This is a genomic window from Belnapia mucosa, assembly GCF_016775475.1.
GTDB classification, from domain to species: Bacteria; Pseudomonadota; Alphaproteobacteria; order Acetobacterales; family Acetobacteraceae; genus Belnapia; species Belnapia mucosa.
In genome coordinates this window covers 420577-446300 of record NZ_JAEUXJ010000001.1, presented here as the reverse complement: position 1 = coordinate 446300, position 25724 = coordinate 420577, and the positions used below count along the sequence as shown (strand labels likewise).

The window sequence follows — 25724 nt, the reverse complement described above, 5'->3', positions numbered from 1 at the left end:
GTCAGGCCGCCGTCACGGACATGTCGAAGGGAGGCTGCACATCGGGCGAGAGCACCGGCTCATAGGGGTTCGCCGCCGTCCGCGCCGCAAGATCGGCCTTGGCCGCCTCGATCAGCGCCGGGTCGCGCAGGCAATCGATGGCCGTCCCGGCCATCACCTTCGCCACATGCACCATGCCCTTATGCGCCGCCGGCAGCTTGCCCTGGGCGGTCAGCTGCCAGGAATGCCCTGGCGTGCCGATCGCATAGGTCGAGCCCCGCGCCTGCACCGTCGGCACCACCCAGCTTACATCGCCCACATCGGTCGAGCCCATCATCGGCGCCCCCCGCACCTCGAGCGGCACCACCACGTCGCAGAGCGAGACGCCCTTCCGCATCGGCAGGCCGATCCGGCGCCAGGAAGCGGCGATATCCTCCTCGGTCAGCGTCGCCTGGAATTCCGCCGCCCGGGCGCGGTCCAGGTCGTCGAAGGGCGGCGGCCCCAGCCGGTCGAGATTGCTCTGCATCGCCCGCTCCAGCGGCGTGTTGCCGAGCAGGTTGGAGACGCCGGAGACGACCTTGGAGGAGACCTTGGTCTCCGTCATCAGCGCGGCGCCATCGGCGATCTTCCTGACGCGCTCGATCAGCCGTCGCAGCTCGACCAGGTCGCGTGCCCGGATCAGGTAGCGCACCTTGGCAGTCGGCTGCACCACATTCGGCGCGACACCGCCGGCATCGAGATAGGCATAATGGATGCGCGCATCGCTCGGCATGTGCTCGCGCATGTAGTTGACACCGACATTCATCAGCTCGACCGCATCCAGCGCGCTCCGCCCGAGATGCGGCGCGGCGGCGGCATGGCTGGCGCGGCCGACGAAGGAGAAGTCGATCCGGGTATTGGCGAGGCTCACCGCCTCCTGCACCGCCGCGAAGGCCGCCGGATGCCAGGAGATGGCGATGTCGACATCCTTGAAGGCGCCGTCCCGCACCATGAAGCCCTTGGCGGCCCCGCCTTCCTCCGCCGGGCAGCCATAGTAGCGGACCCGGCCCGGCAGCCCGTTGGCCGCCAGCCAGTCCTTCACCGCCGTCGCCGCCAGCAGCGAGGCGGATCCGAGCAGGTTATGCCCGCAGCCATGGCCAAAGCCCGGCCCCGGCAGCGGCCGCGGCTCGGCGACCCCGGCCTCCTGGCTGAGGCCCGGCAGGGCATCGTATTCGCCGAGGATGGCGATGACCGGGCCGCCCTCCCCCGCCTCGCCCATCACGGCGGTCGGAATGCCGGCGACCTTCTCGGTCACCCGGAAACCCTGCTCCCGCAGCATCGCCGTGTGCTCGGCGCAGGAGCGGGTCTCGGTATAGGCCAATTCCGGCATGCCCCAGACGCGGTCGGAAAGCGCCTCGAATTCGGGCTTCTTGGCGTCGGCCAGGCGCCAGATTTCCTCGGTGTTCTGCATCCTGCGGGGTCCATCGCTGGGTTCGGGCCGGGGATCATAGACCCTGGCGCGTGGCTGCCCAGCCTCGGCCCCTACCATTCCGTCTCGCGGCACGATCCGTGCTTCAGCGCGGCATGATCCATGCTTCCGCCTGGATGGACCCCTCTCGGAAGACCCAGGAGACCCAGCTGCGCGTCTTGCTTGTGGACAGCGACCCGGACCGCGCCGCCGCCGTCGAGGCGGGGCTGACCGCCACCGGCTGCACGGTGGTGGCGATCGCCGCCGGGACGAAGGAGCTGACGCGCCATGTGCGCGACAGCGGCGCCGAGGTGATCGTCTGCGGCCTTGATGATCCCTCCCGCGATGAGTTGGAGAGCATGAGCGCCCTGCACCGCGACGAGCCGCGCCCGGTCGTGCTCTTCGCCGAGAAGGCCGAGCCGGAGCAGATCGAGGCGGCGCTGGCCGCGGGCGTCTCGGCCTATGTGGTCGAGGGGATGGCGCCGCAGCGGGTCCGCCCGGTGATCGAGGTGGCAATCCGCCGCTTCCGCGCCCATCAGGCCCTGCGCGAGGAACTGGCGGAGGCCCGGCAGGGTCTGGAGGAGCGCAAGCTCGTGGACCGTGCCAAGGCGGTGCTGATGCAGCGGCACCGGCTGAGCGAGCCGGAGGCCTATCGGAAGCTGCGCCGGATGGCGATGGATCGCGGCCTCAAGGTCGTCGCCGTTGCTGCATCTATTTTGGGCAGTCAGGATGCATAACGGCGCTGAATTATTCATTGTTTCGAGCATCTGAGATTTTTGCACAAACTGGATGCATTCTGCTTGACGTGCCGGATCGGCTTCTGCTGAATTGCAGCCGCGATGCGATGCGCAATGAAGTGCGTCGCGCCGGCTCCCGGCCGGGCCCTTGCAGATCCATCCCGCGGTCCAATGGCGGTCCGCATCTGGCCTCTTCTGGCCGGAGGACCGCCCCATGCCGCTCGATACCGAAGCGCCGTCCCGTCCCACCCTCCGCCGCCCCGTGCTGCGGACGCTGCGCATCGGCTTCGTGCCACTGACCGATGCCGCGCCGCTGCTGGTGGCGCAGGAGCTGGGGCTGTTCGACTCGGTCGGGCTGCGCGTCGCCCTCTCGGCCGAGTCCTCCTGGGCCGCGCTGCGCGACAAGCTGGCCTTCGGCGCGCTCGATGCGGCGCATCTGCTCGGCCCGATGGCGATCGCGCTGGCCGCCGGGCTGGCCGGGGTGAAGGCGCAGGTCGTGGTCGCCGCCGGGCTCGGCGCCAATGGCAATACCGTCACCCTGTCCAACAGCCTGGCCGAGGAACTGGGCCGCTTCACCCCACCGCTCAGCGCCGCCGCCTTCGGCGCCCTGGTCCGCCGCCGGGCGCAGGCGGGCCGCCGGCCGCTGACCATCGCGGTCGTCTTCCCCTATTCCTCGCATAACTACCTGCTGCGCCACTGGCTCGCCGCCGGCGGTCTCGATCCGGACCGCGATCTCCGCCTGACCGTCGTGCCGCCGCCCATGGTGGCCCAGCGCCTGGCCGAAGGCGTGATCGACGGCTTCTGCGCCGGCGAGCCTTGGGGCAGCCAGGCTGCGGCGCTCGGGGTGGGGCGGATCGCCCTCTCGACCGGCGATATCTGGCCGAACCATCCGGAGAAGGTGCTGGCCTTCGCCGCCGACTATGTCGCGCGGGACCCCGACAGCGCCACCGCCGGCACCGCCGCCGTGATCGCCGCCGCCCGATGGCTGGAGGAGCCGGCAAACCTAGCCGAGGCGGCTGCAATCCTCCGCCGCCGCGCCTTCCCGCGGCTGGAGCGCGGCGTGATCGCTGCCGCCTTCGAGGGGATGGCGGAGGGACTGCCGCTCGCCGCCCCACTCTCCTTCCGCAATGCCACCCTGCCGCGACGGGAACAGGCCGCCTGGTTCCTGCGGCAGATGCGCCGCTGGGGACACCTGCCCGCCGGCATCAGCGACAGCGCGGCCCTCGCCCCGTGGCGCCAGGACATCTGGCGCGCCGCCGCCACCCGCCTGCGCGAGCCCGAGCCGCCCGCACCCCCGCCCCCGCCCGCCGATCGCCTGGAGCACGCCTGAGATGAGCCTGACCCGCCGCAACGCCATCGCCGCCACGGCCGCCCTGCTAGCCGCGGCCCGGGCCACCACCCCACGCGGCGCCTTCGCGCAAGGAGCGACGACGCCCGAGGTAAAGAAGGCCGTGCTCGGCTACATCGCCCTGACCGACGCCGCGCCGCTCATCATCGCCAAGGAGCGTGGCCTCTTCGCCAAATATGGCATGCCAGAGGTCGAGGTCTCGAAGCAGGCAAGCTGGGGCGCGACGCGCGACAACCTCGTCCTCGGCGGCGAGCGCGGCGGCATCGACGGCGCGCATATCCTGACGCCGCTGCCCTATCTGATGACCGCCGGGAAGGTCACGCAGAACGGCCAGCCCGTGCCGATGGTCATCACCGCCCGGCTGAACACCAATGGCCAGGCCCTGTCGGTCGGGGAGAAGCACAAGGCGCTGAAGCCGACCATCGATTCCTCCGCCCTGAAGCGTGCCTTCACGCCCGAGAGCAAGGTCGCGATGACCTTCCGCGGCGGCACGCATGACCTCTGGATCCGCTACTGGCTGGCGGCCGGCGGCATCGACCCGGACAAGGAGGTGCAGACCATCGTCGTCCCGCCACCGCAGATGGTCGCCAATATGAAGGTCGGGACCATGGACGCCTTCTGCGTCGGCGAGCCCTGGAACGACCAGCTCGTCAACCAGAAGATCGGCTTCACCGCCGCCGTCACCGGCGAACTCTGGAAGGACCACCCGGAGAAATCCCTCGGCCTCCGCGCCGACTGGGTCGAGAAGAATCCGAACGCCGCGACGGCGCTGACCGCCGCCGTGATCGAGGCCCAGCGCTGGTGCGACGAGGCTGCGAACAAGCAGGAGATGTGCAGCATTATCGGCCGCCGCGCCTGGTTCAATGTGCCGGTCACCGATATCCTGCAGCGCTCGCTCGGCAATATCGACTATGGCGACGGCCGCAAGGTCGAGGGCAGCCCGCTGCTGATGAAGTTCTGGCGCGACCATGCCAGCTACCCCTTCCCCTCGCATGAGCTCTGGTTCCTCACCGAGGACATCCGCTGGGGCGTGCTGCCGGAATCGACCGATACCAAGGCGCTCATCGCCCAGGTCAACCGCGAGGCGATCTGGCGCGGCGCCGCCGAGCGCGCCGGTGTGCCAGCGGCCGAGATGCCCACCGGCACCAGTCGCGGCCGCGAGACCTTCTTCGACGGCAAGGTCTTCGACCCGGAGAACCCGGCCGCCTATCTCGCCTCTCTTTCCATCAAGAAGTTGGCCGGAGCCTGAGCGATGAACATGCTCGCCCCGAAGCCGGCGGCCACTACCCCGGCCGCCCTTTCGACGCCGGCGGACTTCGCCGCTTTGCCGAAGGTGTCGCGCCTGCGCCCCGTCCTGGCGCAGCTATTGCCGCCGCTGCTGGTCGTGGTCGCCCTCATGGCGCTCTGGCAATTCGCTGCCAGCGGTCCGAACGCGACACTGCCGCCGCCGAGCAAGGTCTGGACCGATGCGCGCGACCTCATCACCGACCCCTTCTTCGACAATGGTGGCCTTGACAAGGGCCTCTTCTGGCACCTGCTGGCGAGCCTCCAGCGCGTCGCCCTTGGCTTCGCCCTCGCCGCCGTCGCCGGCATCCTGGTCGGGCTGCTGATCGGCACCTCGGACTTCGCCATGCGCGGCCTCGACCCGATCTTCCAGGTGCTGCGCACCGTCCCGCCGCTTGCCTGGCTGCCCCTCTCGCTGGCCGCCTTCCGCGAGGCGCAGCCCAGCGCGATCTTCGTGATCTTCATCACCTCGATCTGGCCGATCATCATCAACACCGCCGTCGGGGTCCGCAACGTGCCGCAGGACTACCGCAATGTCGCGGCCGTCATCCGCCTGCGCGGCCCCGCCTTCTTCTGGAAGATCGTGCTGCCGGCGGCCGCGCCCTACATCTTCACCGGCCTCAAGATCGGCATCGGCCTGTCCTGGCTGGCGATCATCGCCGCCGAGATGCTGATCGGCGGTGTCGGCATCGGCTTCTTCATCTGGGATGCCTGGAACAGCTCCAACCTCTCCGACATCATCGTGGCCCTCACCTATGTCGGCCTGGTCGGCTTCGCGCTCGACCGCATCGTGGCCCTCGCCGGCCGCTTCGCCACCCGTGGCACCTCGGCCAGCTAAGGAGAGCCCCCATGGACCGCTTCCTCGACATCTCCCAGCTCTCCGTCGCCTTCCCCAAGGCGCCCGTCCCCGTCCTGCGCGAGATCGACCTCCAGATCGCCCGTGGCGAATACGTCTCCGTCATCGGCCATAGCGGCTGCGGCAAGTCGACGCTGCTGAATGTCATTGCCGGCCTGCTGCCCGCGACCGCCGGCGGCGTGGTCCTCGAGGGCCGCGAGATCGAGGGCCCTGGCCCCGACCGCGCCGTCGTCTTCCAGAACCACAGCCTGCTCCCCTGGCTGACCTGCTACGAGAACGTCAAGCTCGCGGTGGACCAAACCCTGTCGAAGGCGATGTCCCGCGCCGAGCGGAGTGACTGGGTGCTGGAGAACCTCGCCCTCGTCCGCATGACCCATGCCAAGGACAAGCGGCCGAGCGAGATCTCCGGCGGCATGAAGCAGCGCATCGGCATCGCCCGCGCCCTCTCGATGAGGCCCAAGGTCCTGCTGCTGGACGAGCCCTTCGGTGCCCTCGACGCCCTGACGCGCGCCCACCTACAGGACCAGGTGATGGACATCCATGCCAGCCGCGGCACGACGGTGGTGATGATCACCCATGACGTGGATGAGGCGGTGCTTCTCTCGGACCGCATCGTCATGCTGACCAACGGTCCGAATGCCCGCATCGGCGAAATCCTTGAGGTCGACCTCCCCCGCCCGCGCGACCGCCTGGCCCTTGCCGCCGATCCGCGCTTCGTCGCCGCGCGCACGGCCGTGCTGGAATTCCTCCACACCCGCCACGCCAATCCGGCCCTCGCCGCCGCCTGAGGACAGCCATCATGCGCGTTCTCGTCATCGGTGCGGGCCCAGCCGGCGCGCGCTGCGCCGTCCGACTCGCCGAGCGGCTGCCCGGCGCCCTGGTCACCCTCGCCGGCGCCGAAGCCGCGCTGCCCTATGATCGGGTCGCACTGTCGCGGCTGCTGGCGGGTGCTGCGACCATCGAGGGCCTCATCACCCACCCGCTGGCGATGCTGCGGTCCTTGGGCATCCGCTACCGCCCGGCGACGCCCATCGCCGCCATCGACCGCGCCGCGGGCGAGGCCGTCACCGCCCGCGGCGAGCGCCTGCCCTATGACCGGCTGGTGCTGGCCTCCGGTTCCACCGCTATCCGCCTGCCGCTGCCGGGCGCCGATCTGCCGGGCGTGGTCCTCTACCGCGACATGGAGGATGTGCGCCTGATGCTCCGCGCCGCCCAGCGCGGCGGCCATGCGGTGGTTATCGGCGGCGGGTTGCTCGGCCTCGAGGCCGCGGTTGGCCTCGCCCATCGCGGCATGACGGTGACCATCGTCCATGCCGTCGGCTGGCCGATGGAGCGCCAGCTCGACCCGGCTGCCGGCGCCCTCCTCACCCGGCGCCTCGGCATGCGCGGAATCCGCTTCGCCATGCCGGCCAGCACCGTCGCGGTCGAGGGCGAGGCCGCCGCCCGCGCCGTCCGCCTCTCCGATGGCGCTCTGATCCCGGCCGAGCTGGTGGTGATGGCGGTCGGCATCCGGCCGAATGTCGCACTCGCCCGCGAGGCCGGCCTGCCCATCGGCCGCGCCGTCACCGTGGACGACGCCATGCGCAGCGCCGATCCGGCCATCTATGCCATCGGCGAATGCGCCGAGCATGGCGGCCGCTGCATCGGTCTCGTCGCCCCTGCGCTGGAACAGGCCGAGGTCGCCGCCCGCGCCATCACCGGTGAGGCCGCTGCCTGGGCTCCGCGCGCCGATGCCGCAGCGCTAAAGGTTTCCGGCACCGCCGTCTGGTCGGCCGGCGAGATCGCCGACGACGGTGCCGAGTGCATCACCCTCCGCGACGAGGCCGAGGAGCGCTACCGCCGGCTGCTGCTGCGCGACGGGAGGTTGGTCGGCGCCGTGCTCTATGGCGACACGGCCGATGCCGGCTTCTATCTCGACCTCATTACCTCGCGCCGCAGCGTGGCCGGCTTCCGCGCCGCCCTCGCCTTCGGCCCGGCATTCGTGCGGGAGGCGGCCTGATGGGCGAAATCCGCACGACCTGCCCCTATTGTGGCGTCGGCTGCGGCGTTCTCGCTGCGGCCGACGGCACGCTGCGTGGCGACCCGGAGCATCCTGCCAATCGCGGCCGGCTCTGCAGCAAAGGCACCACCCTCGGCGAGACGCTCGACCAGCCCGGCCGCCTGCTCCACCCCGAAGTCGATGGCAAGTGCGCCAGTTGGGAGGTGGCGCTGGATGAGGTGGCCGAGGGTTTCCGGAAGGCGCTGGCCGAGCACGGCCCGCAGGGCACCGCCCTTTATGTCAGCGGCCAGTTGCTGACCGAAGATTATTACGCCGCCAACAAACTGGCCAAGGGCTTCCTCGGCACCGGCAATATCGACAGCAATTCCCGCCTCTGCATGGCCTCCGCCGTCGCGGGCCATCGCCGTGCCTTCGGCGAGGATCTCGTCCCTGGCATCTATGAGGATCTGGAACTCGCCGATCTCGTGGTGCTGGTTGGCAGCAACCTCGCCTGGTGCCATCCCGTGCTGTTCCAGCGCCTCCAGGCCGCCCGCGCTGCCCGGCCCAGCATGCGGCTGGTGGTGATCGACCCCCGCCGCACCACCAGCTGCGAGGGCGCAGACCTTCACCTCCCCATTGCCCCCGGCGGCGACGTCGCCCTGTTCAACATCCTGCTCCGCCACCTCCACGTGCGGGGCTTCCGCAGCGAGGCCCCCGGTCTCGATACAGCGCTGGCCGCTGCCGATGGCGAGACCGGCCTCGACCCGGCCCTGCTCGCCACCTTCCTCGACTGGTTCGCAACGACGCCTCGCACCGTGACCCTGTTCAGCCAGGGCGCCAACCAATCCTCGGCGGGGACGGACAAGGCGAACGCCATCATCAACTGCCATCTGCTGACCGGGCGCATCGGCCAGCCGGGCGCCGGACCCTTCAGCATCACCGGCCAGCCCAATGCCATGGGCGGGCGCGAGGTCGGGGCGCTGTCCAATATGCTCGCCGGCCACCTCGACTGGGACCGTCCCGCAGAAGCCGAGGCGCTGCGTGGCTACTGGCAGACACCAAACCTCGCCGCCGGTCCCGGCCTCAAGGCCCTCGACCTGTTCCGCGCCGCCGGCGAGGGCCGTATCGGCGCCCTTTGGGTAATGGCCACCAACCCGGCCGTCTCCCTCCCCGATGCCGGCCGCATCCGAGAGGCCCTCCGCCGCACCCCCTGCCTCGTCGCCTCCGATTGCACCCGGGAGAGCGACACGGTCGATCTGGCCCGCATCCGCCTCCCCGCCCTCGGCTGGGGCGAGAAGGACGGCACGGTAACCAATAGCGAGCGCGTCATCAGCCGCCAGCGCGCCTTCCGCCCCGCGCTGGGCGAGGCCCGGCCCGATTGGTGGGCAATCGCCCAGGTCGCCGCCCGGCTCGGCTGGGGCGATGCCTTCGCCTGGGCCGGCCCCTCCGCGATCTTCCGCGAGCATGCTGCCCTGACCGGCCTCGCCCGCCCCGCCGCACGGGCCTTCGACATCTCCGGCCTTGCCGATCTCTCGGATGCCGAATACGCCGCGATGCCGCCGACCCGTTGGCCGGTCGTCCGCCGCGGTGAGCAGGGCGGCCGCCTCTCGCCCCCCGCCCGCTTCGTCCCGACCCCCTACCGCCCCCCGGCCAACGCCCCGAGCCCGGCTTACCCCCTCGTTCTGCTGACCGGCCGGCTGCGCGACCAGTGGCATACGATGACCCGCACCGGGTCGGTGCCACGCCTCATGGCCCATAGCCCCGAGCCGGCCGCGGCCATCCACCCCGCCGATGCGGCCGGCCTCGCCGATGGCAGCCTTGCCCGCATCGAGAGCCCCTGGGGCGAGGCCACGCTGCGCCTCCGCCACGATCCCGGCCTCGCCCGTGGGGGCATCTTCGTGCCGATGCACTGGACCAGCCGCTTCGCCCCCTCCGCCCGTATCAACGCCTCGGTCAACCCGGCGGTGGACCCGATCAGCGGCCAGCCGGAGCTGAAGCACACCCCGGTGCGGCTCCTCCCCGCGCCGATGGCATGGCATGGCTTCCTCCTGGCCCGCCGCAGCCTCGGTGCCGATCTCGCGGACTGGACGGCGCTGATCCCCGTCGGCGCGGCGCTCTGGCGCCATGAGTTGGCTGGCACCGAGCCGCCGGCCGAGGCCTTCGCCCGCCTCCGCGCCCTGGTGGAGGAGCCCGAGGCCGCTTGGGTCTTGCTGGAAGATCCCGCCGCCGGCCTGCACCGGGCCGCCCTGTTGCGCGATGGCCGCTTGCTGGCCTGCCTCTTCCTCGCCCCCGACCCCGCCGCGCTACCGCGACGGGATTGGCTCATCTTCCTCTTTGCCGAGGCGGCCATCGGCAGCGCCGCCCGCCGCGCCCTGCTCGCCGGCGCCCTGGCCGAGGGCCCCGCCCCCTCGCCCACCCTCTGCGTCTGCCACGGCGTCACCGAAGCCGTGATCTGCGCAAGCATCGCCCGGGGTGCTAACACCCCCGCCCTGGTCGGCGAGGCGACGCGGGCCGGCACGGGCTGCGGCTCCTGCCGCCCGGAAATCGCCGCTCTGCTCACCAAGACCCCGGTGCCGGAACCCGCCTGATGCAGCATTTCCCCGTCTTCCTCGACCTCCAGGCCCGGCCGGTGCTGGTCCTCGGCACGGGCGAGGTCGCGGAGCGCAAGGCCGATCTCCTCCGCCAGGCCGGAGCCGAGATCCGCTTCGCCGCGGCTTTCGAGGAGGCGCTGCTCGATGGCTGCGCCTTGGCCATCGGCGCCGATGCGCCGGAGGCCGAGCTCCAGGCCCTCGCCACCGCCTGCCGCGCGCGGGGGATTCCGGTGAATGTGGTCGATCGCCCTGCCCTCTGCACCGCGCTGATGCCGGCGATCATCGACCGCGCCCCGGTCACCATCGCCGTCTCTTCCGGCGGCGCCGCCCCCGTCCTCGCCCGCATGATCCGCCAGAAGATCGAGGCGCTGCTGCCGCCCGGCCTCGGCCGTGTCGCAGCGCTGGCCGAGCGTTTCAAATCCGCCGTGCGCGCCCGCCTGCCGGACCTTGCCGCCCGCCGCCGCTTCCTCGATGCGGCGCTCGGCGGCCTCCCGGCCGATCTCGCCATCGCCGGCCGCGAGGTTGAGGCCGATACGGCCTTCGTCGCCGCGCTCGATTCCGCCGAGACCCGCCCGCGCGGCATGGTCCATCTGGTCGGCGCGGGGCCGGGCGCCGCCGATCTGCTGACCCTGCGGGCGCTGCGTCTGCTCGGCGAGGCGGATGTCATCGTGCATGACCGGCTCGGCACCGAGGCGGTGCTGGAGATGGCGCGGCGCGATGCCGAACGCATCTTCGTCGGCAAGGCGCGGGCCAATCACTGCATGAAGCAGGAGGACATCAACGCCCTGCTGGTCCGCCTTGCCCGCGAGGGCAAGCGCGTGGTGCGCCTGAAGGGCGGCGACCCGCTGGTCTTCGGCCGGGGCGGCGAGGAGGCGGAAGCGCTCGCCGCCGCCGGCATCCCCTGCGAGGTCGTCCCGGGTGTCACCGCGGCGCTGGCCTGCGCCGCCGGGGCGGGCATCCCGCTGACCCATCGCGACGCCGCCCGTGCCGTCACCTTCGTCACCGGTCATCGGCGCGATGGCGGCATCGATGTCCGCGGCCTGGTGCAGCCCGGCCAGACGCTGGCGATCTATATGGGCATCAGCACCCTCGCCCCGTTGCGCGACGGCCTCATCGCCGAGGGCATGCCGCCCTCGATGCCTGCCGCCGTGGTGGAGCGCGGCGGCACCCCACAGCAGCGCGTCCTCCGCGGCACCCTCGACAGCATCGCCGCCGAGGCACCCGCCTGGGTCACCGGCGGCCCTGCCCTGCTGCTGGTGGGCGAGGCTGTCGCGCGCGGCGGGGCGCGCGGCTGGCTGGCCGCCGCCTGATCACGGCTACCGGTAGATCGTCACCGGCAGCCACATCACCATGCTCTCCCAGTAGGTCACTAGCCCAAGGCAGATGAAGAGCGGGATGAGGAAGGGCGAGCAGGCCCTCATGGTCTGCTCGAAGGAGAGGCCGGAAACGCGGGCCAGGATGAACAGCACCATCCCGACCGGCGGCGTCAGCAGGCCGATCATCAGGTTCAACACCATGATGATGCCGAAATGCACCGGGTCGACGCCGAGCTGGATCATCAGTGGCAGTAGCACCGGCACCAGGATGGTGATGGCCGCGATCGTCTCGAGAAAGCAGCCAACTACCAGCAGGAACAAATTGACCAGCAGCAGCACCAGCCATTTGTTGGTGGTGATGCCGAGCACCCAGCCTGCCACGCCTTCCGTGACGCGGGTCGTGGTGATGAGCCAGCCGAAGATCGAGGCGCCGGCGACGATCAGCAGCACCACCGCCGTCGTTTCGATGGTCTCCTGCGTGACGCGCAGGAAGCTGCGCCAGGTCAGTGTGCGATAGACCACGGCGCCGAGGAACAGCGCGTAGAAGGTCGCCGCGATCGCCGCCTCGGTCGGGGTGAAGGCGCCGGAGGTCATGCCGCCCACCAGCAGCACCGGCGTCATCATCGGCAGGAAGGCGCGCTTGCCGGTATGCCCCAGCCGCGCCCAGCGGAATTGCGCATCGCGGTCGAAGCCGCGGCGATGAGCGGTGACGGCGACCGCACCCATCAGCGTTGCCGCCATGACCAGCCCCGGGATCAGCCCCGCCGCGAAGAGCTGCCCGACCGAGGCATTGGCCATGACGCCGTAGATCACCATCGGCAGCGAAGGCGGGATGATGGGCCCAATGGTGGCCGAGGCCCCGGTCAGCCCGACCGCGAAGGGCAGCGGGTAGCCATGGTCCCGCATTGCCTTGATCTCGATGGTGCCGAGCCCACCGGCATCAGCAACCGCGGTGCCCGACATGCCAGCGAAGATCACGCTGCCCACGACGTTCACATGACCGAGCCCGCCCTTGAGCCAGCCGACCAGGGCGGTGGCGAAGCTGTAGATGCGTTCGGTGATGCCGGCGCTGTTCATCAGCGATCCAGCCATGATGAAGAAGGGCACGGCCAGCAGCGGGAAGCTGTCCACCCCCGATGCCATGCGGTGCAGCACCACCAACGGCGGCAGCGCGCCCTCGGCCCAGACATAGAGCAGCGAGGAGCCGCCAAGCGCGATGGCGACCGGGACGCCGAGCAGCAGCATCGCGAGGAAAGCGAGGAAGAGCAGCGCGGTCACAGCTTCACTCCACCGACCGAGGGATCCAGCGGCGCCTCGGGCTCGCCCGCGCGCCAGCGGGCGATGCCATGCAACGCGCTGCGGATGGTGGTGAGGACAAGTCCCAGCAAGATGCCGTAATAAATCAGGGAGAGCGGCTGATCGAGCGCGATCATCGGCTGGAATTGCATCGCCTGCGCCACCTGCCAACAGAGCAAGATCGAGATGGCGAAGAAGGTCGTGGACAGCACCGCAACCAGGCCATGCGCCAGCCGCCGGGCGGAGGCCGGGAGCTTATCGAGAAAAAACTCGACCGCGATATGGGTACCCCGCCGGGCCGCCATTGCGCTGCCGGTGAAGGTCAGCACCATCAGCATGTACTGGGCGATTTCCTCAGTCCAGGACAGGCTGCTGTTCAGGACGTAGCGGGTGAAGAATTGCAGGAAGACGATTCCTGCCAGTGCCCAGAACAGGGCGACGCTGATCCAGTCCTCCACCGCCAGGTCGGCCGGCGCATCGGGCTGCGCGGCCTCCTCCTCCCGTGCAAGTTCGGCGAAGAGGTTGTCGGTATCGGCATCGCCCTGGCGCATGGTCAGGTCCGCGCGCCGATGGCCTGGAGGCGGTCGTACTGCTCCCGCGTCCAACCGGCGCCGGCCGCGCTGTCATTGTGCAGCGCCTGGGCGGCAGTGCGGAAGGCAGCGCGGTCCGGGCGCAGCACCGTCTTGCCCTGCTGCTCGAACCAGGACGGCAGCGCCAGTTCCGCCTGCCTAATCTCGGCCGTGGCGCGGTCGGAGGCCTCGCGGAGCACTTCCTCGAAGACCTTCTTGTCTGCATCGTTCAGCCGGCGCCAGGTATTGCCGGAGATGATGGTGACGAGGCTTTCCGTGATATGCCCGGTCAGCGAGATATGGCTCTGCACCTCGTAGAACTTCTTCGCCTGGATCGTTGGCAGCGGATTTTCCTGCCCGTCCACGGTGCCCTGCTGCAAGGCGAGATAGACCTCGGCGAAGGCGATCGGCGTGGCATTGGCGCCGACGCTGCGGGTGAACATCAGGAATAGCGGCGCCTGCGGCACGCGCAGCTTCATCCCGCGCATGTCCTCCGGCTTCATCACCGGGCGATTCGCCGTCACATGCCGCTCGCCGTAATAGGTCAGCGCGACGGAATGGTGGTTGGTCTGCCGGTCATAGCCCGCCATCAGGTCGCGCAGCAGGTCGCTGCTGCGGAAGGCGTTGAAATGCTCGTAGTCGCGGAAGACATAAGGCGCGTTGCCGATCGAAATCGGCTTGTAGGTCGCGCCGGCGAAGGCGACGCCGGTATAGATCAGGTCGACCGTGCCGAGGGCCAAGCCCTGATTGATCGTCGGCTCGTTGCCGAGTGCCGAGGCCGGAAAGACCTCGATGGCCCAGCGGTTGCCGGTGCGCTGCGCGATCTGCTGGGCCGCCCAGAGCGCCTGGGTGTGATAGGCCTCGTTCGTCTCATAGACATGGGCCCAGCGCAGGCGCGTCTGCGCCTCGGCGGCCCGGCCCGTGAGAAGCGCCGGCGCGGCCAGGGCCGTGCCGAGTAGGGTCCGGCGGTTCATGTGATCCTCCCCGATCGACGGCAGCCGCCACCGCTGCCGCGCTATTGCGGGCAGGATGGCGGGCATGGCGGGGCGAAGCAAGCGGCCTCGGCGCGGAGCCTCAGCCGGGCAGCACCCGCTCCAGCGGCAGGCCGCGGCAGTCCATCTCGTATTCCAGGTCGATGACCGGCGGGCGGCAATGCTGCCAGGTGACGCCATGCCGCGCCGCGCCGCGTCGCACCAGCGCATCGCCGAGGAAGGGGTGGATGTCGTGGATGGTATAGACCTGCACGCCGGTCGTCACTTGCCAGGTCGCATCCAGCGCCGCCATGCGCCGCTCCATCTCGCCCAGCACATAGTCGGCCTTGGCGCGGATGCCGGCGGGGGAGAGGTCGCGATAGGCAACCGTGCTCTCGGCATAGGTCGCCTTGCCCTCCATGCTCTCGCCGCTGCCGGCGACGACGAAGCTGGGCGCGGCGCCGGCTTCCGGCAGCGCATAGGTGAAGGCGTGGAAGCTCGGCTCGGCCGGCGGCGCGATCTCCGGGCAGACATTGCTGCGTGCCACCGGGTTGTGCCCGCCGGTGAGCACGCCCCATTCGCCGAGCACGCCCGCATAGGCCTCGTTGAAGCTGCGGAAGCCGGCATCGGTGAAGGGCGCAGGGGAGCGCAATTCGCAGGCGCAGAAGGCGGTCAGCGGCAGGCCGAGCCCCTGCAGATAGGCGGCGATCCGGGCGAAGCCAGCCGCCAGCGGCACCGGATCGGCGAAGCGCGCCCGTTCCAGCCGCCAGCCGGGCAGCGCGGCGACGCCGCCGGAATACTGGAACACCGCCGGGATGAAGCGATAGCCGCGATCGGGCAGCGCGATGGCACTGTACATGCAGGGGACTCCTCGGTCTCCATGCCAGGATGCCATCGAAACCCAGATCCGGGAGCCCCCTGCCCCATGTCGAAGCCCCGCCGCGCCGCCCTGCACCGCGTCCCGATGCGTCATCCCGGCGATACCGCGGCGATCGAGGCGCTGTTCGAGAGCGGCGCCCTCAACCCAGCCGCCATTGTCGCGATCCTTGGCAAGACCGAGGGCAATGGCTGCGTCAACGACTTCACCCGTGCCTATGCGGTGCAGTCCCTCTCGCTGATGCTCGTCCGCCGCATCGGCGCCGCGGCAGCCGAGCGCGTGGCGCTGGTGATGTCGGGTGGCACGGAGGGCGGCCTCTCGCCGCATTTCCTGGTGCTCGCGGTGGAGCCGGGCGAGGCGCCGAATCCGGCAGGGGCACTGGCCATCGGCACTGGCTTCACCCGCGACTTCGCCCCGGAGGAGATCGGGCGCCCGCCCCAGGCCGAGGCCGTGGCCGAGGCGGTGCGCGCCGCCATGGCCGAGGCCGGCATCGCCGACCCGGCACAGGTCCACTACGTCCAGGTGAAATGCCCGTTGCTGACGACGGAGCGCATGGCTGCGGCGCAGGCCCGCGGCGCGACGGTGGCGACCGAGGATACCTATGCCTCCATGGGCCTCTCGCGCGGCGCCTCGGCCCTCGGCGTGGCGCTCGCGCTCGGCGAGGTGGCGGCGGTGCCGGCAGCGGCGATCGGGCGGGATTGGAGCCTGCATTCCGGCGTCGCCAGCGCCTCGGCCGGAGTCGAGCTGGAGCGCTGCGAGGTGATCGTGCTCGGCAACAGTACGGACTGGGACGGCGACCTCGCCATCGCCCATGACGTCATGGGCGACACGATCGACCTTCCGGCAGTCCATCGCGCCCTCCGCGCCGCCGGATTGCCGACCGAGGATGGCCAAGTGCCGGAAGCATCGGCCGTGCGGCTGGTCGCGGTGCTGGCAAAGGCAGAACCGTCCTCCTTCGGGCAGATCCGCGGGCAGCGGCACATCATGTGGGATGACAGCGACATCAATGCCACGCGCCATGCCAGGGCATTGGTCGGCGGCGTCATCGCCGGTGCGGTCGGCCGGACGGATATCTTCGTCAGCGGCGGCGCCGAACATCAGGGCCCGGACGGCGGAGGGCCCGTCGCGGTCATCGCGCGACGGGCCCCTGGCTGACAATCAGGCAAAGAAAGGCGGAAGACTTACCGGGACGGATTGGGGTTCCGGTTCGGCTTCACCTCATTCTCCGGATGCGCACCGCTGACATTGGTGCCGGCGGCCTCATCGAGACCGCGCGAGAGCTTGGTGCCCGGCGGGTTGCCCGGCGTGCCGTCCGGGCTGCTGCTGCCAAGGCCGGTGCCCATACCGGTGCCGGTCGTGGTGCCGGTCGACGTGCCGGTGCCGAGGCCCGTGGCACCACTCGCGCCCATGCCCGTGCTGCGCGTCTCGTTCTCCGGATGGGCGCCGCTCACATTGGTCCCGGCGGCCTCGTCGAAGCCACGCGAGAGCTTGCTGCCGGGCGGATTGCCGGGCGTGCCATCGGTGGTGCTGCTCAGCGTGCCGGTCCGGGTGCCGGGCGCGAGATCCGGGTTCCGGGTGGCGCCCAGCTCATTCTCCGGATGCGCGCCGCTCACATTGGTGCCGGCGACCTTGTCGAAGCCGCGCGAGAGCTGCGTGCCGGGCGGGTTGCCCGGGCTGCCGTCCGGTGCGCCGCCAACCAGCGAAGCATCGGTGCGGCTGCCCATGCCGGTGCGGGTGCCCATCTGATCGGCGGCGGTCGTGGTACCGACGCCAGCTGCGGTGCCGAGCCCACCCGCCGGATCAACCAGGCCACCGGTCGCCGCGGTGTCGTGCCGGGTCCAGCCCGCCTCGTCCCAGCGACCAGTCTTGGCATCGTAGTCCTGCGGATTGTGGCGGGCGAGGATCTCCTCGATCTCGGTCGCGCGGCTGTCATCGGCGCGCACGGTGACGAGATTGCTGCCGCGGCGCACGCCCTCAGCATAGACTGCTGCCTGCTCCTCGCCGATGCCGGCCTGGGTCAGGGCGCCGAGCAGGCCGCCCGCCGCCGCGCCAACGCCGGCGCCGGTCAGCGCCGCCACCAGCCAGCCAGCCGCGACGATCGGGCCGAGGCCCGGGATGGCCAGCGCGCCGATGCCGGCGAGCAGGCCTGCGCCGCCGCCAACCAGCGTGCCGAGCGTGGCGCCGGTGGCGCCGCCGGTGCTGGCACCGGTCTGACCATCGGCCTCGACATCGGTGGTGCTGGTGGTCGGCGTGGTGGTGCCGTCCTCCGCGCCACGGGCGACGAGGCTGATATCGTCATGCGCGAAGCCGGCAGCTTCAAGATCACGGACTGCCGAGGCGGCGTCGGAGTAGTTGTCAAACATGCGGGCGATAGTGCGGGTCGCCATGGATCAATGCTCCCTGAAGGTGATGAAGGGCAGGCTCAGGCGACTCACTGGGTCGAGACATTCCCCTGGAAGTCGAGCGAGACAGAGGTCTGTTGACCGTTCCGCGTCGCCCGGCCGCGCCAGATGCCTTGGTCGTCCTTGCGGAGGTCGTTCACGCCGGAGAAGCCCGCCGCCTCGATGCGATTGCGCGCCTGGCCTTCAGTGAAGCTGTTGGCGCCGGGCTGCGGGTTGGCAGAGGTGCGAGTACCATTGTCCATGGTGACCGCCGGCGGGGTCGAACCCTCACTGCGGGCATTCGGCGTGGTGGTGCCGCTGCGGTCGGGCTGCGTGGCCTGGGTCTGGGCATAGGCTGGCATGGCAGCAACGGCGCCCAGCAGCGCCAGGCCGAGGATCGTCTTGCGCATCTTTCTCATCCCGTGTGGTGACGTGGCGTGTTGAGACGCCATCTCCGTGACTAACGGAGAGACGGACCGATCGTTCCCTTCACGGGCGGTTGGCGAAGGTGTCGCAGGCGCGCGGATCGCCGGCTTCCAGCCCGCGCCGGAACCAGCTCACCCGCTGGGCGGAGCTGCCATGGGTGAAGCTCTCCGGCACCACCACGCCGCGGGAACGGCGTTGCAACCGGTCGTCGCCCACCGCGGCGGCGGCATTCAGCCCTTCCTCGACATCGCCCTGTTCCAGCACCTGGCGCATGCGCTGCGTGCGGTTGGCCCAGATGCCGGCGAAGCAATCCGCCTGCAACTCCACCCGTACCTGCAGCCCGTTGGACCCAGCCTCGTCCAGACCACGCCGCTCGCCCTCGACGCGCCGCAGCACGCCGATCTGGTTCTGCACATGGTGGCCGATCTCATGCGCGATGACATAGGCGCGGGCAAAATCGCCGGGCGCGCCGAGCCGCTGCTCCATTTCGCGGAAGAAGCCGAGGTCGAGATACACCTTCTGGTCGAGCGGGCAGTAGAAGGGGCCGGTCGCGGTCTGCGCAGTGCCGCAGCCGGATTGCGTCGCGCCGCTGAACAGCACGAGGTTCGGCGGCTCGTAGGTGTTGCCGGCGCGGCGGAAGACATCCGTCCAGACATCCTCGGTCGTCGCCAGGACCTGGGCGACGAAGCGGCGCTGGCCGTCCTCGGCCGCATCGGGCGGCGCGCCCTGCTGGCGGGCGACCGGCGCATCCGGCTGGCCGCCCCCGCCGCCCGAGAGGATCACCGATGGATCGACGCCGAAGAACAGCGCCACCAGCACCAGCGCGATGGTGCCGAGCCCGCCGCCGGCGATCCCGATCGGGAAGCGGCCACCGCCGCCGAAGCCGCCGCCCCCGCGCCGATCCTCGATATTGCCGCTTTCCCTCTCATCGCCGAGCCGCATGACCCTGTCCTCCAACGCTCCAGCGAAACAGCCGGGGGGCGGGGAGGTTCCGGGGCGGCGTTACGCCTCGCGCACGATCCCCTCGGCGCGCAGCCGCGCCAGTTCCGCCTCGCCGAGGAGTGGGCCGAGCACCGCCGCATTATGCTCACCGAGGGCGGGCGCTGGCCGGGCCAGGATGCCGGGCGTCGCCGAGAGGCGCGGCACCATCCCGTGCATGGGCAGCCAGCCGCCCGGCATCTCCGCATCGGGCACCTCGATCAGCGCCTCGCGCTCGACCACATAGCGGTCCTCCGCCAGCATCGCCGCATCCATGATCGGGCCGATGGTGACGCCCGCCGCGTCGAAATGCGCGAGAACCGCCGCCAGGTCACGCTCGGCGATATAGCCGGCGATGATCGCGTCCAGTTCTTCGCCATGGCGGATGCGGTCGGCATTGGTGCGGAAGCGCGGATCCTCGATCAGTTCCGGCCGGCCGAGGCTGCGGAAGAGCTTCTCCGTCATCCCCTGCGTGCTGGCCGAGAGGCAGACCCAGCTGCCATCCCGCGTGCGATAGGCATTGCGCGGCACGGCATTGGTGCTGCGGCTGCCGGTGCGCGGCTTGAGCTGCTGCGTCAGCTGCCAATTCGCGTGCTGCGGTTCCATCATCACATGGATCGGGTCGAACAGCGTCAGGTCGATCACCTGTCCCTGCCCCGTTGCCTCGGCATGGCGCAGCGCGATCATCGCGGTGGCGGCGCCATAGAGGCCCGAATAGCCATCGGCCATGTACATCGGCGGCAGCACCGGCTCCCGGTCGGCGAAGCCATTGACGGCGGCGAAGCCAGAATAGCCCTCGACCAGCGTGCCGAAGCCGGGCTTGTGCCGATAGGGGCCATCCTGTCCCCAACCGCTGATGCGCACGATGACGAGGCGCGGGTTGACCGCCAGCAGCGTCTCGGGCGAAAGCCCCATCGCCTCCAGCACGCCGGGGCGGAAGCTCTCGACCAGCATCGCCGCACCGGGTAGCAGGCGCAGCACCACCTCAATCGCCGCCCGTTCGCGCAGCGCGAGGCAGACCGAGAGCTTGTTGCGGCTCAGCGTCTTCCAGGTGGTCGAGATGCCGCGGGTGCGCCAGGCGCGCAGCGTGTCGCCCTCGGGCGGTTCCAGCTTCACCACCTCGGCGCCGTGATCGGCCAGCACCTTGGTCAGGACATTGCCGGCGACAAGGCGCGAGAGGTCGAGCACGCGCAGGCCGTGCAGCGCGCCGGTGGCAGCGGGATCGAATTGGTGGCGATGCGGGGTCATTCGGCGCGGATATCCGCAAGGCGTGCGACCTCGCGCCAGCGGGCGAGATCGGCATGGAGGATGGCGGGGAATTCCTCGGGACCGACCGGCGAGGGCGTCGCCCCCTCCGCGGCATAGATGCGGGCCAGGTTGGGATCCTCCAGCGCGGCATTGACCGCCGCATGGATGGCGGTGCGGATCGCGGGCGGCAGGCCGCGCGGCGTCAGCAGCCCCCACCAGATGGCGACCTCGTAGTCGATCCCCGCCTCCTTCACGATGGGCACCGGCGGCACCTCGGGCGGGAGCCCGCCGCCGGGCGCGGTCGCGGCGAGGACGCGCACGCGCCCCTCGCGGATCGCGGCATTGGCGCTGGCGACGGTGGTGATCATCAGCGGGATGGTGCCGGCGACCAGATCCGTCACCGCCGGCGCGGTGCCCCGATAGGGAACGTGGTTCATGCGGATGCCGGCGCGCTGGCAGAAGTATTCCGAGATGAAGTGGTTGATCCCGCCGGCGCCGGAGGTGCCGTAGTCGATGCTGCCGGGCTTTGCCTTCGCCAGCGCCACCAGCTCCGCCACGCTACGGGCCGGAAACCCCGGGTTGACCAGGATGAAGAAGGGGGCGCGGGCCAGCAGCGCCACGGCATCGAAGCTGCCTTCCGCATCCCAGCTGGTCTTCTGCAACACGGCGCTGGTGGGGAAGGAGGAGGAGGTGACCATCAGCGTATAGCCGTCGGCCGGCGCCTGGGCGACCTGGCCGGCACCGATCGCGCCCCCGGCGCCGCCGCGATTCTCTACCACCACCGGCTGGCCGAGCCGCGCCTGCAACCGCTCCGCCAGCGGCCGCGCCACCACATCGTTCGACCCGCCGGGCGGAAAGGGCACCACCAGCCGCACCGGGCGCGTTGGCCAAGCGGCCTGGGCGCGGGCGATGGCGGGCGCCGCCAGCGGGGCGGCGAGCAGGTGGCGCCGGCGGAGCTGGATCATGGAATTCCTCCTGGCCGGGAGCCTCCCCGGCGGGGACTGTGCTGTCAATCTTGCCCCTGCTGGCGGGTGGCCCTTAGGCTTCTCCGAACAGGGGATATCCGGCATGAGCAGCGACGAGGCCCGCGATCCAGGCATCCACCGCCGCGCCCTGCTGCTCGGCCTCGCCACGCTGCCCGGCCTTGCCCGCGCGCAGCCGGTCTGGCCCGACCGGCCGGTGACGGTGGTGAATCCCTGGCCGGCTGGCGGCTCCTCCGACAGCGTCGCGCGCATCCTGATGCAGCGCATGGCCGCCGATCTCGGCCAGCCCTTCGTGGTCGAGAACCGGCCCGGCGCGACCGGCACGCTCGGCCATGCCTATGTCGCCCGGGCGAGGCCGGATGGCGCGACGCTGCTGGTCGGCACCAACAGCACCTATGCCATCGCGCCGCACCTCACCGCCGCGCTGCCCTATGACAATGCCACCGCGCTCACCGGCGTCTCGCTGCTGGCGAGCAGCCCGCAAATCCTCTGCCTGCATCCGGCGGTGCCGGCGCGGGATCTCGGCGAGTTCCTGGCGCTGGCGCGGGCGAAGCCCGATGGCTTCAGCTTCGGCACCTCGGGTATCGGCGGCACCAGCCATCTGGCGACCGAGATGCTGATGGCGATGTCCGGCGTTGCGATGCTGCACATCCCCTATCGCGGCGGCGGGCCGGCGGCGCAGGCGCTGCTGGCGGGGGAGACGCAGGTGACCTTCATCGACCTGATCACCGCCCTGCCCTTCATCGCCTCCGGCCAGGCACGGCCGCTCGGCGCCTCCACCGCGCGGCGGGCGGCGCTGGCGCCGGAGGTCCCGACCATCGCCGAGGCAGGCCTGCCGGGTTTCGAGAGTTCGACCGATTTCGCCCTGATGGCCCCGGCCGGCATGCCGGAGCCGATCATCCGCAAGCTGGCCGGCGCGAGCGCCGCCGCATTAAGGGCGCCGGAGGTCTCGGCGAAGCTCGAAGCGGCCGGGATCACCATCCTGGCCGAGGGGCCAGAGCAATGGCCCGCTTATTTCAACAAGGAAGTCGCCAAATGGGGTGACATCATCAAGGCCCGCAACATCCGCGCGCCGTGATGCCGGTCGCTTCAGTCGTCGCGGTGAATCCGCTCCATCCGCTCGTGGCGCTCCTGCGCCTCGATGGACAGCGTGGCAATCGGCCGCGCCTCCAGCCGGCGGAGGCCGATCGGCTCGCCGGTCTCCTCGCAATAGCCGTAGGTACCGTTCTCGATCCGCTCCAGCGCCTGGTCGATCTTGGAGATCAGCTTGCGCGCCCGGTCGCGGGTACGAAGCTCCAGGGCGCGGTCGGTCTCGACACTGGCCCGGTCGGTCAGGTCCGCTTCGGTGATGCCGCCGGCTGAAAGGCTCGCCAGCGTGTCCCCCGCCTCCCGCAGCAGCTCCAACCGCCACTTCCGCAGCTTCTGGCGGAAATACTCCTGCTGCCGGGGGCTCATGAATTCTTCGTCGTCCGAGGGACGATAATCGGGCGGGAGGGTGATCAGCATCATTCGGTCGGCCCATTCCGCTGGAGGGCAGGGCACACCGCCCCGGCCCCCTAAGGTGGCCGGACCATACAGGGGTGATACAGTCCGCGCCAAGGGGTTACGGGCGCGTAAAATGCTTGCCCGGCGCGGGTTTCACGCAAGATTCTCTGGCAAAACCCTGCTGCGGCGCAGCATTTCGACCTGAGCGCGCAATCTGACGCCCTCGATCGCCTCGCGCAACCCAGGGTCGGCCGCCTCAGGCACCGACTCCAGCAACTCACCCAGCCGGTTCACGTCTCCGGCACTGCCAGACAGCATATCGCATTGCAGAGTTGTCAGTTCCGCGAGAATTTCACGCGCCTGTCGTTGTGCTGCCTCATTCCGACTGGCGTCGGAGCCGGTCTCCTGCAAGGCGAGCAGGCTGGAGCCCGGTGCGGCCACCAAGCCGACTGACCCGACGTCCCGTCCTGCCTCCGCCTCACCAGGCGCGATGGCGAAGCCGGTCGCGCTCCGCCCGCCGCGGCGCGGCGCGCCCGGTCGCGTCGGACCCGAAATCCCTCCGATGCCCTGCATCCCGAAGCCACTCCTTCCTGCCGCCCGCCCGGCAAGCCCTGGCGCCTGCCCGGCATCTTCTGCCGCCTCGGTCGCTTTCCCGCCTGGCATGGCGGTTGCCCCAAGGCCCGGCCGAGATGGATCGGGCGAGGTGGAGCTTGGGGCAGAAAGCTTTCGCAAGGGCGAAGACCGGCCTGGCCTGGCTGCTGCTGGCCTGCCTCCTCGCCGGCGGCGCCGGAGCGCAGACGGTCCGCATCAAGGACATCGCCGATATCGAGGGTGTCCGCGACAACCAGCTCGTCGGCTATGGGCTGGTGGTCGGCTTGGCGGGAACGGGTGACCGGCTGCGCACCGCCATCTTCACCCGGCAATCCCTGATCGGCATGCTGGAACGGCTCGGCGTCAACACCCGCGACAACGAGGCGCGGCTGGATACGCGGAATGTCGCGGCGGTGATGGTCACCGCCAACCTGCCCGCCTTCGCCCGGCCCGGCAGCCGGATCGACATCGCCGTCTCCGCCCTCGGCGATGCCACCAACCTCCAGGGCGGCACGCTGCTGGTCACCCCGCTGCTCGGCGCCGATGGCGAGGTCTATGCGGTGGCCCAGGGTGCCGTCGCCACCAGTGCGGTCGCCGCCCGCGGCGCCGCCGCCAGCGTGCAGCGCGGCGTGCCGACCAGCGCCCGCATCGCCTCCGGTGCCATCGTTGAACGCGAGATCCCCTTCGCCCTTACCGGACGGCCGGCGCTCCGCCTCTCGCTGCGCAACCCGGACCTCACCACCGCCCGCCGCGTCGCTGCCGCCATCAATGCCGCAGCCGCCGGCACCCCCGCCACCGCCACCGATCCGCGCACCGTGGTGCTGGCGCTGGGTGGGCGGGACCCGGTCGCGCTGCTGGCCGAGATCGAGCAGCTCCGCGTCGAGCCCGATCAGGCCGCCCGTGTCGTCATCGAGGAAGCTTCCGGCACCATCGTCATGGGCGCGAATGTGCGCGTCTCCACCGTCGCCATCGCGCAGGGCAACCTGACCATCCGCATCACCGAGACGCCGCAGGTCGCCCAGCCCAACCCCTTCGGCGCAGGCGAGACGCGGGAGGTGCCGCGCACCAGCATCGAGGTGGACGACCAGGCCGAGCGCCGGATGGGCGTGCTGCGCGGCGGCGTCACCTTGCAGGAACTGGTGCGGGGGTTGAACGCGCTCGGCGTCGGGCCGCGCGACCTCATCGCCATCCTGCAATCGATCAAGGCGGCCGGTGCCCTCCAGGCCGAGATGGAGCTGCGCTGATGCGGATCGAGGCCCCGCCTGCCCTGCGCCGCGCCGCCCAGGCCTTCGAGGCCCAGGCGCTGGGCCAGATGCTGCAACCACTCTTCGCCACCCTCCCCGCGGGACGCTTCGGCGGCGGCGCGGCCGAGGCGCAGTGGCAGCCGATGCTGGTCAATGAGATGGCGGCCGCGGCAAGCCGGGCCGGCCGCGGGCTCGGCCTGGGCGATGCGGTGCTGCGGGAGATGCTGCGCTGGCAATCCGCCGGCGCCGAACACGGGGAGCGACGCGGATGATGGATGCCCTGCTGACCGCCGGCCAGCGCCTGGCCGAAGCGCTCGGCGCCGAGAACGAGGCGCTGGCAGCACTCGATCTGCCGCGCGCGGCCGGCCTCGCCACCGCCAAGATGCAGGCAGCGGATGCCTTCGCCGCCGCCTTCGCCACCGCCCGCAAATTCGGCCTCCGCGCTGAAGGGCCGGAGCGGCGGCAGGCGGCCGAGCTGACCGAACGGCTCCAGCGCCTGGGCGCCGAGAACCGCCGGCTGCTGGAACGCGCCATCGCGGTGCAGTCCCGGGTGATCGAGACCATCGCCGGCGCCGCCCTGCCGCGTGCCGGGACCGGCGCCTATGGTGCTGCCGGGCGTCCGGCCGGAGCCCGGCAGGCCCCGGCCCTCGCCATGGCGACGCGCGTTTAGCCCTGCTTGTTCCCCATCAGCGACTTCACCTCATCCATCGCCTCGGTGAAGCGGTGGTTGATCAGGGAGAGCGCCTCGGTATTCGACTTCTGGATGAGGTCGGCGACCTCCCGCATATTCGCCACCGCCCGCTCATAGGCCGCCTTCAGCATCTCCGCCTGGCGGGCGGCCTTGGCCTGGGGCGATTCCTGCGTGGCGATCGACTTCATCGCCTCGGTCATCTCGGTCATGGAAGATTGCATGATCTCCATGTGCCGCCGCGCCACTGCCTGGGCGCCCTCCAGCGCCACCCGGTTGGCGGCCGAAAGCGCTTCCAGGTTGCGCCGCTGTGCCGCCGCCAGCGCTTCCATATCCGGCATGCCGGGCAGGCGGAAATCCGCCAGCATGCGCATGATGTCGGCATCCGGCCTGAAGCCACCCTTGTCTGACATGGTCATCTCCACCCTGTTGTCGCTCGGGCGGGGCGACT

26 protein-coding genes are annotated in these 25724 nt (G+C 70.7%); 13 read left to right on the top strand and 13 right to left on the bottom strand.

Annotation, left to right across the window (positions count from 1 at the left end; genetic code table 11):
- Position 1: 1 nt before the first annotated feature.
- On the bottom strand, positions 2-1429 hold the full coding sequence (locus tag JMJ55_RS02130) for a M20 family metallopeptidase (RefSeq protein ID WP_202823832.1): 1428 nt from the start codon (positions 1427-1429) through the stop codon (positions 2-4).
- A 113-nt stretch (positions 1430-1542) separates the two neighbouring features.
- On the opposite strand from JMJ55_RS02130, the gene JMJ55_RS02125 reads away from it, so the two are divergent.
- The 8 genes from JMJ55_RS02125 (at position 1543) to cysG (ending at position 11530) form a co-directional block, all read left to right on the top strand.
- Positions 1543-2163 carry an ANTAR domain-containing response regulator gene (locus JMJ55_RS02125; protein ID WP_236033316.1) on the top strand — a complete coding sequence of 207 codons (621 nt, stop codon included), beginning with the start codon at positions 1543-1545 and terminating at the stop codon, positions 2161-2163.
- A 214-nt stretch (positions 2164-2377) separates the two neighbouring features.
- Positions 2378-3493 (top strand): CmpA/NrtA family ABC transporter substrate-binding protein, encoded by a 1116-nt coding sequence (locus tag JMJ55_RS02120; protein ID WP_202823831.1) that lies wholly within the window; start codon positions 2378-2380, stop codon positions 3491-3493.
- Position 3494: 1 nt separating this feature from the next.
- A complete protein-coding gene (locus tag JMJ55_RS02115) occupies positions 3495-4760 on the top strand; it encodes a CmpA/NrtA family ABC transporter substrate-binding protein (protein ID WP_202823830.1) in 1266 nt (421 codons plus the stop codon).
- Between the two features lie 3 nt (positions 4761-4763).
- Positions 4764-5633 (top strand): nitrate ABC transporter permease, encoded by an 870-nt coding sequence (gene ntrB / locus JMJ55_RS02110; RefSeq protein ID WP_202823829.1) that lies wholly within the window; start codon positions 4764-4766, stop codon positions 5631-5633.
- A gap of 11 nt (positions 5634-5644) precedes the next feature.
- Positions 5645-6439, top strand: a complete 795-nt coding sequence (locus JMJ55_RS02105; RefSeq protein ID WP_202823828.1) for an ABC transporter ATP-binding protein — start codon at positions 5645-5647, stop codon at positions 6437-6439.
- Between the two features lie 11 nt (positions 6440-6450).
- A complete protein-coding gene (locus JMJ55_RS02100; protein ID WP_202823827.1) occupies positions 6451-7650 on the top strand; it encodes an NAD(P)/FAD-dependent oxidoreductase in 1200 nt (399 codons plus the stop codon).
- Complete coding sequence (locus JMJ55_RS02095) at positions 7650-10217, top strand: nitrate reductase (RefSeq protein ID WP_202823826.1); 2568 nt, start codon at positions 7650-7652, stop codon at positions 10215-10217. The genes JMJ55_RS02100 and JMJ55_RS02095 overlap by 1 nt, the downstream gene beginning before the upstream one ends.
- Positions 10217-11530 (top strand): siroheme synthase CysG, encoded by a 1314-nt coding sequence (gene cysG, locus JMJ55_RS02090; protein ID WP_202823825.1) that lies wholly within the window; start codon positions 10217-10219, stop codon positions 11528-11530. The genes JMJ55_RS02095 and cysG overlap by 1 nt, the downstream gene beginning before the upstream one ends.
- 6 nt (positions 11531-11536) lie before the next feature.
- Here cysG and JMJ55_RS02085 read toward each other — a convergent pair whose 3' ends face one another.
- The 4 genes from JMJ55_RS02085 to cnbZ form a co-directional block, all read right to left on the bottom strand.
- Positions 11537-12814 carry a TRAP transporter large permease gene (locus JMJ55_RS02085; protein ID WP_202823824.1) on the bottom strand — a complete coding sequence of 426 codons (1278 nt, stop codon included), beginning with the start codon at positions 12812-12814 and terminating at the stop codon, positions 11537-11539.
- Positions 12811-13383 carry a TRAP transporter small permease gene (locus tag JMJ55_RS02080; RefSeq protein ID WP_202823823.1) on the bottom strand — a complete coding sequence of 191 codons (573 nt, stop codon included), beginning with the start codon at positions 13381-13383 and terminating at the stop codon, positions 12811-12813. Before JMJ55_RS02080 ends, JMJ55_RS02085 begins: the two co-directional genes overlap by 4 nt.
- Positions 13384-13385: 2 nt before the next feature.
- On the bottom strand, positions 13386-14375 hold the full coding sequence (locus JMJ55_RS02075) for a sialic acid TRAP transporter substrate-binding protein SiaP (RefSeq protein WP_202823822.1): 990 nt from the start codon (positions 14373-14375) through the stop codon (positions 13386-13388).
- A 100-nt stretch (positions 14376-14475) separates the two neighbouring features.
- The gene (cnbZ, locus tag JMJ55_RS02070; RefSeq protein WP_202823821.1) at positions 14476-15231 is read right to left on the bottom strand and encodes a 2-amino-5-chloromuconate deaminase CnbZ; all 756 of its coding nucleotides are present in this window, start codon (positions 15229-15231) and stop codon (positions 14476-14478) included.
- A gap of 66 nt (positions 15232-15297) precedes the next feature.
- Here cnbZ and atzD point away from each other — a divergent pair, with 66 nt between their 5' ends.
- Entirely contained in the window at positions 15298-16404 is a 1107-nt protein-coding gene (atzD, locus tag JMJ55_RS02065) for a cyanuric acid amidohydrolase (protein WP_202823820.1), read from the top strand.
- 26 nt (positions 16405-16430) lie between these two features.
- On the opposite strand, the gene JMJ55_RS02060 is transcribed toward atzD, so the two are convergent.
- The 5 genes from JMJ55_RS02060 to JMJ55_RS02040 all read right to left on the bottom strand — a co-directional run bounded on the left by JMJ55_RS02060 (position 16431) and on the right by JMJ55_RS02040 (position 21247).
- Positions 16431-17636, bottom strand: coding sequence for a hypothetical protein (locus tag JMJ55_RS02060; RefSeq protein ID WP_202823819.1), 1206 nt, complete (start codon positions 17634-17636; stop codon positions 16431-16433).
- A gap of 44 nt (positions 17637-17680) precedes the next feature.
- Positions 17681-18040 (bottom strand): hypothetical protein, encoded by a 360-nt coding sequence (locus tag JMJ55_RS02055; protein ID WP_202823818.1) that lies wholly within the window; start codon positions 18038-18040, stop codon positions 17681-17683.
- 79 nt (positions 18041-18119) lie between these two features.
- The gene (gene ypfJ / locus JMJ55_RS02050; RefSeq protein WP_202823817.1) at positions 18120-18998 is read right to left on the bottom strand and encodes a KPN_02809 family neutral zinc metallopeptidase; all 879 of its coding nucleotides are present in this window, start codon (positions 18996-18998) and stop codon (positions 18120-18122) included.
- 60 nt (positions 18999-19058) lie between these two features.
- A complete protein-coding gene (locus JMJ55_RS02045) occupies positions 19059-20282 on the bottom strand; it encodes a CaiB/BaiF CoA transferase family protein (protein ID WP_202823816.1) in 1224 nt (407 codons plus the stop codon).
- The gene (locus JMJ55_RS02040) at positions 20279-21247 is read right to left on the bottom strand and encodes a tripartite tricarboxylate transporter substrate-binding protein (RefSeq protein ID WP_202823815.1); all 969 of its coding nucleotides are present in this window, start codon (positions 21245-21247) and stop codon (positions 20279-20281) included. Before JMJ55_RS02040 ends, JMJ55_RS02045 begins: the two co-directional genes overlap by 4 nt.
- A 103-nt stretch (positions 21248-21350) precedes the next feature.
- Here JMJ55_RS02040 and JMJ55_RS02035 point away from each other — a divergent pair, with 103 nt between their 5' ends.
- Entirely contained in the window at positions 21351-22343 is a 993-nt protein-coding gene (locus tag JMJ55_RS02035; protein ID WP_202823814.1) for a Bug family tripartite tricarboxylate transporter substrate binding protein, read from the top strand.
- Between the two features lie 11 nt (positions 22344-22354).
- Here the strand turns inward: JMJ55_RS02035 and dksA are convergent, their stop codons facing one another.
- The gene (gene dksA, locus JMJ55_RS02030) at positions 22355-22774 is read right to left on the bottom strand and encodes an RNA polymerase-binding protein DksA (protein ID WP_202823813.1); all 420 of its coding nucleotides are present in this window, start codon (positions 22772-22774) and stop codon (positions 22355-22357) included.
- 129 nt (positions 22775-22903) lie between these two features.
- Entirely contained in the window at positions 22904-23323 is a 420-nt protein-coding gene (locus JMJ55_RS02025; RefSeq protein ID WP_202823812.1) for a flagellar assembly protein FliX, read from the bottom strand.
- A 116-nt stretch (positions 23324-23439) separates the two neighbouring features.
- On the opposite strand from JMJ55_RS02025, the gene JMJ55_RS02020 reads away from it, so the two are divergent.
- Genes JMJ55_RS02020 through JMJ55_RS02010 form a run of 3 tightly spaced genes read left to right on the top strand, consistent with a single transcriptional unit; the run spans position 23440 to position 25255 of the window.
- Positions 23440-24585, top strand: a complete 1146-nt coding sequence (locus tag JMJ55_RS02020; RefSeq protein ID WP_202823811.1) for a flagellar basal body P-ring protein FlgI — start codon at positions 23440-23442, stop codon at positions 24583-24585.
- Complete coding sequence (locus tag JMJ55_RS02015; protein ID WP_202823810.1) at positions 24585-24857, top strand: rod-binding protein; 273 nt, start codon at positions 24585-24587, stop codon at positions 24855-24857. The genes JMJ55_RS02020 and JMJ55_RS02015 overlap by 1 nt, the downstream gene beginning before the upstream one ends.
- Positions 24854-25255, top strand: coding sequence for a hypothetical protein (locus JMJ55_RS02010; protein WP_202823809.1), 402 nt, complete (start codon positions 24854-24856; stop codon positions 25253-25255). Before JMJ55_RS02015 ends, JMJ55_RS02010 begins: the two co-directional genes overlap by 4 nt.
- Here the strand turns inward: JMJ55_RS02010 and JMJ55_RS02005 are convergent.
- Entirely contained in the window at positions 25252-25686 is a 435-nt protein-coding gene (locus JMJ55_RS02005; RefSeq protein WP_236033315.1) for a phasin family protein, read from the bottom strand. The two genes, JMJ55_RS02010 and JMJ55_RS02005, sit on opposite strands and share 4 nt — an antisense overlap.
- Positions 25687-25724: the final 38 nt, after the last annotated feature.

Excerpts from the sequence above, each read along its gene's own strand:
- JMJ55_RS02130 (WP_202823832.1), bottom strand. The coding sequence starts at position 1,429 with ATGCAGAACACCGAGGAAATCTGGCGCCTGGCCGACGCCAAGAAGCCC.
- JMJ55_RS02125 (WP_236033316.1), top strand. The coding sequence starts at position 1,543 with ATGATCCATGCTTCCGCCTGGATGGACCCCTCTCGGAAGACCCAGGAG.
- JMJ55_RS02120 (WP_202823831.1), top strand. The coding sequence starts at position 2,378 with ATGCCGCTCGATACCGAAGCGCCGTCCCGTCCCACCCTCCGCCGCCCC.
- JMJ55_RS02115 (WP_202823830.1), top strand. The coding sequence starts at position 3,495 with ATGAGCCTGACCCGCCGCAACGCCATCGCCGCCACGGCCGCCCTGCTA.
- ntrB (WP_202823829.1), top strand. The coding sequence starts at position 4,764 with ATGAACATGCTCGCCCCGAAGCCGGCGGCCACTACCCCGGCCGCCCTT.
- JMJ55_RS02105 (WP_202823828.1), top strand. The coding sequence starts at position 5,645 with ATGGACCGCTTCCTCGACATCTCCCAGCTCTCCGTCGCCTTCCCCAAG.
- JMJ55_RS02100 (WP_202823827.1), top strand. The coding sequence starts at position 6,451 with ATGCGCGTTCTCGTCATCGGTGCGGGCCCAGCCGGCGCGCGCTGCGCC.
- JMJ55_RS02095 (WP_202823826.1), top strand. The coding sequence starts at position 7,650 with ATGGGCGAAATCCGCACGACCTGCCCCTATTGTGGCGTCGGCTGCGGC.
- cysG (WP_202823825.1), top strand. The coding sequence starts at position 10,217 with ATGCAGCATTTCCCCGTCTTCCTCGACCTCCAGGCCCGGCCGGTGCTG.
- JMJ55_RS02080 (WP_202823823.1), bottom strand. The coding sequence starts at position 13,383 with ATGCGCCAGGGCGATGCCGATACCGACAACCTCTTCGCCGAACTTGCA.
- JMJ55_RS02075 (WP_202823822.1), bottom strand. The coding sequence starts at position 14,375 with ATGAACCGCCGGACCCTACTCGGCACGGCCCTGGCCGCGCCGGCGCTT.
- cnbZ (WP_202823821.1), bottom strand. The coding sequence starts at position 15,231 with ATGTACAGTGCCATCGCGCTGCCCGATCGCGGCTATCGCTTCATCCCG.
- atzD (WP_202823820.1), top strand. The coding sequence starts at position 15,298 with ATGTCGAAGCCCCGCCGCGCCGCCCTGCACCGCGTCCCGATGCGTCAT.
- JMJ55_RS02060 (WP_202823819.1), bottom strand. The coding sequence starts at position 17,636 with ATGGCGACCCGCACTATCGCCCGCATGTTTGACAACTACTCCGACGCC.
- JMJ55_RS02055 (WP_202823818.1), bottom strand. The coding sequence starts at position 18,040 with ATGCGCAAGACGATCCTCGGCCTGGCGCTGCTGGGCGCCGTTGCTGCC.
- ypfJ (WP_202823817.1), bottom strand. The coding sequence starts at position 18,998 with ATGCGGCTCGGCGATGAGAGGGAAAGCGGCAATATCGAGGATCGGCGC.
- JMJ55_RS02045 (WP_202823816.1), bottom strand. The coding sequence starts at position 20,282 with ATGACCCCGCATCGCCACCAATTCGATCCCGCTGCCACCGGCGCGCTG.
- JMJ55_RS02040 (WP_202823815.1), bottom strand. The coding sequence starts at position 21,247 with ATGATCCAGCTCCGCCGGCGCCACCTGCTCGCCGCCCCGCTGGCGGCG.
- JMJ55_RS02035 (WP_202823814.1), top strand. The coding sequence starts at position 21,351 with ATGAGCAGCGACGAGGCCCGCGATCCAGGCATCCACCGCCGCGCCCTG.
- dksA (WP_202823813.1), bottom strand. The coding sequence starts at position 22,774 with ATGATGCTGATCACCCTCCCGCCCGATTATCGTCCCTCGGACGACGAA.
- JMJ55_RS02025 (WP_202823812.1), bottom strand. The coding sequence starts at position 23,323 with ATGCAGGGCATCGGAGGGATTTCGGGTCCGACGCGACCGGGCGCGCCG.
- JMJ55_RS02020 (WP_202823811.1), top strand. The coding sequence starts at position 23,440 with ATGGATCGGGCGAGGTGGAGCTTGGGGCAGAAAGCTTTCGCAAGGGCG.
- JMJ55_RS02015 (WP_202823810.1), top strand. The coding sequence starts at position 24,585 with ATGCGGATCGAGGCCCCGCCTGCCCTGCGCCGCGCCGCCCAGGCCTTC.
- JMJ55_RS02010 (WP_202823809.1), top strand. The coding sequence starts at position 24,854 with ATGATGGATGCCCTGCTGACCGCCGGCCAGCGCCTGGCCGAAGCGCTC.
- JMJ55_RS02005 (WP_236033315.1), bottom strand. The coding sequence starts at position 25,686 with ATGTCAGACAAGGGTGGCTTCAGGCCGGATGCCGACATCATGCGCATG.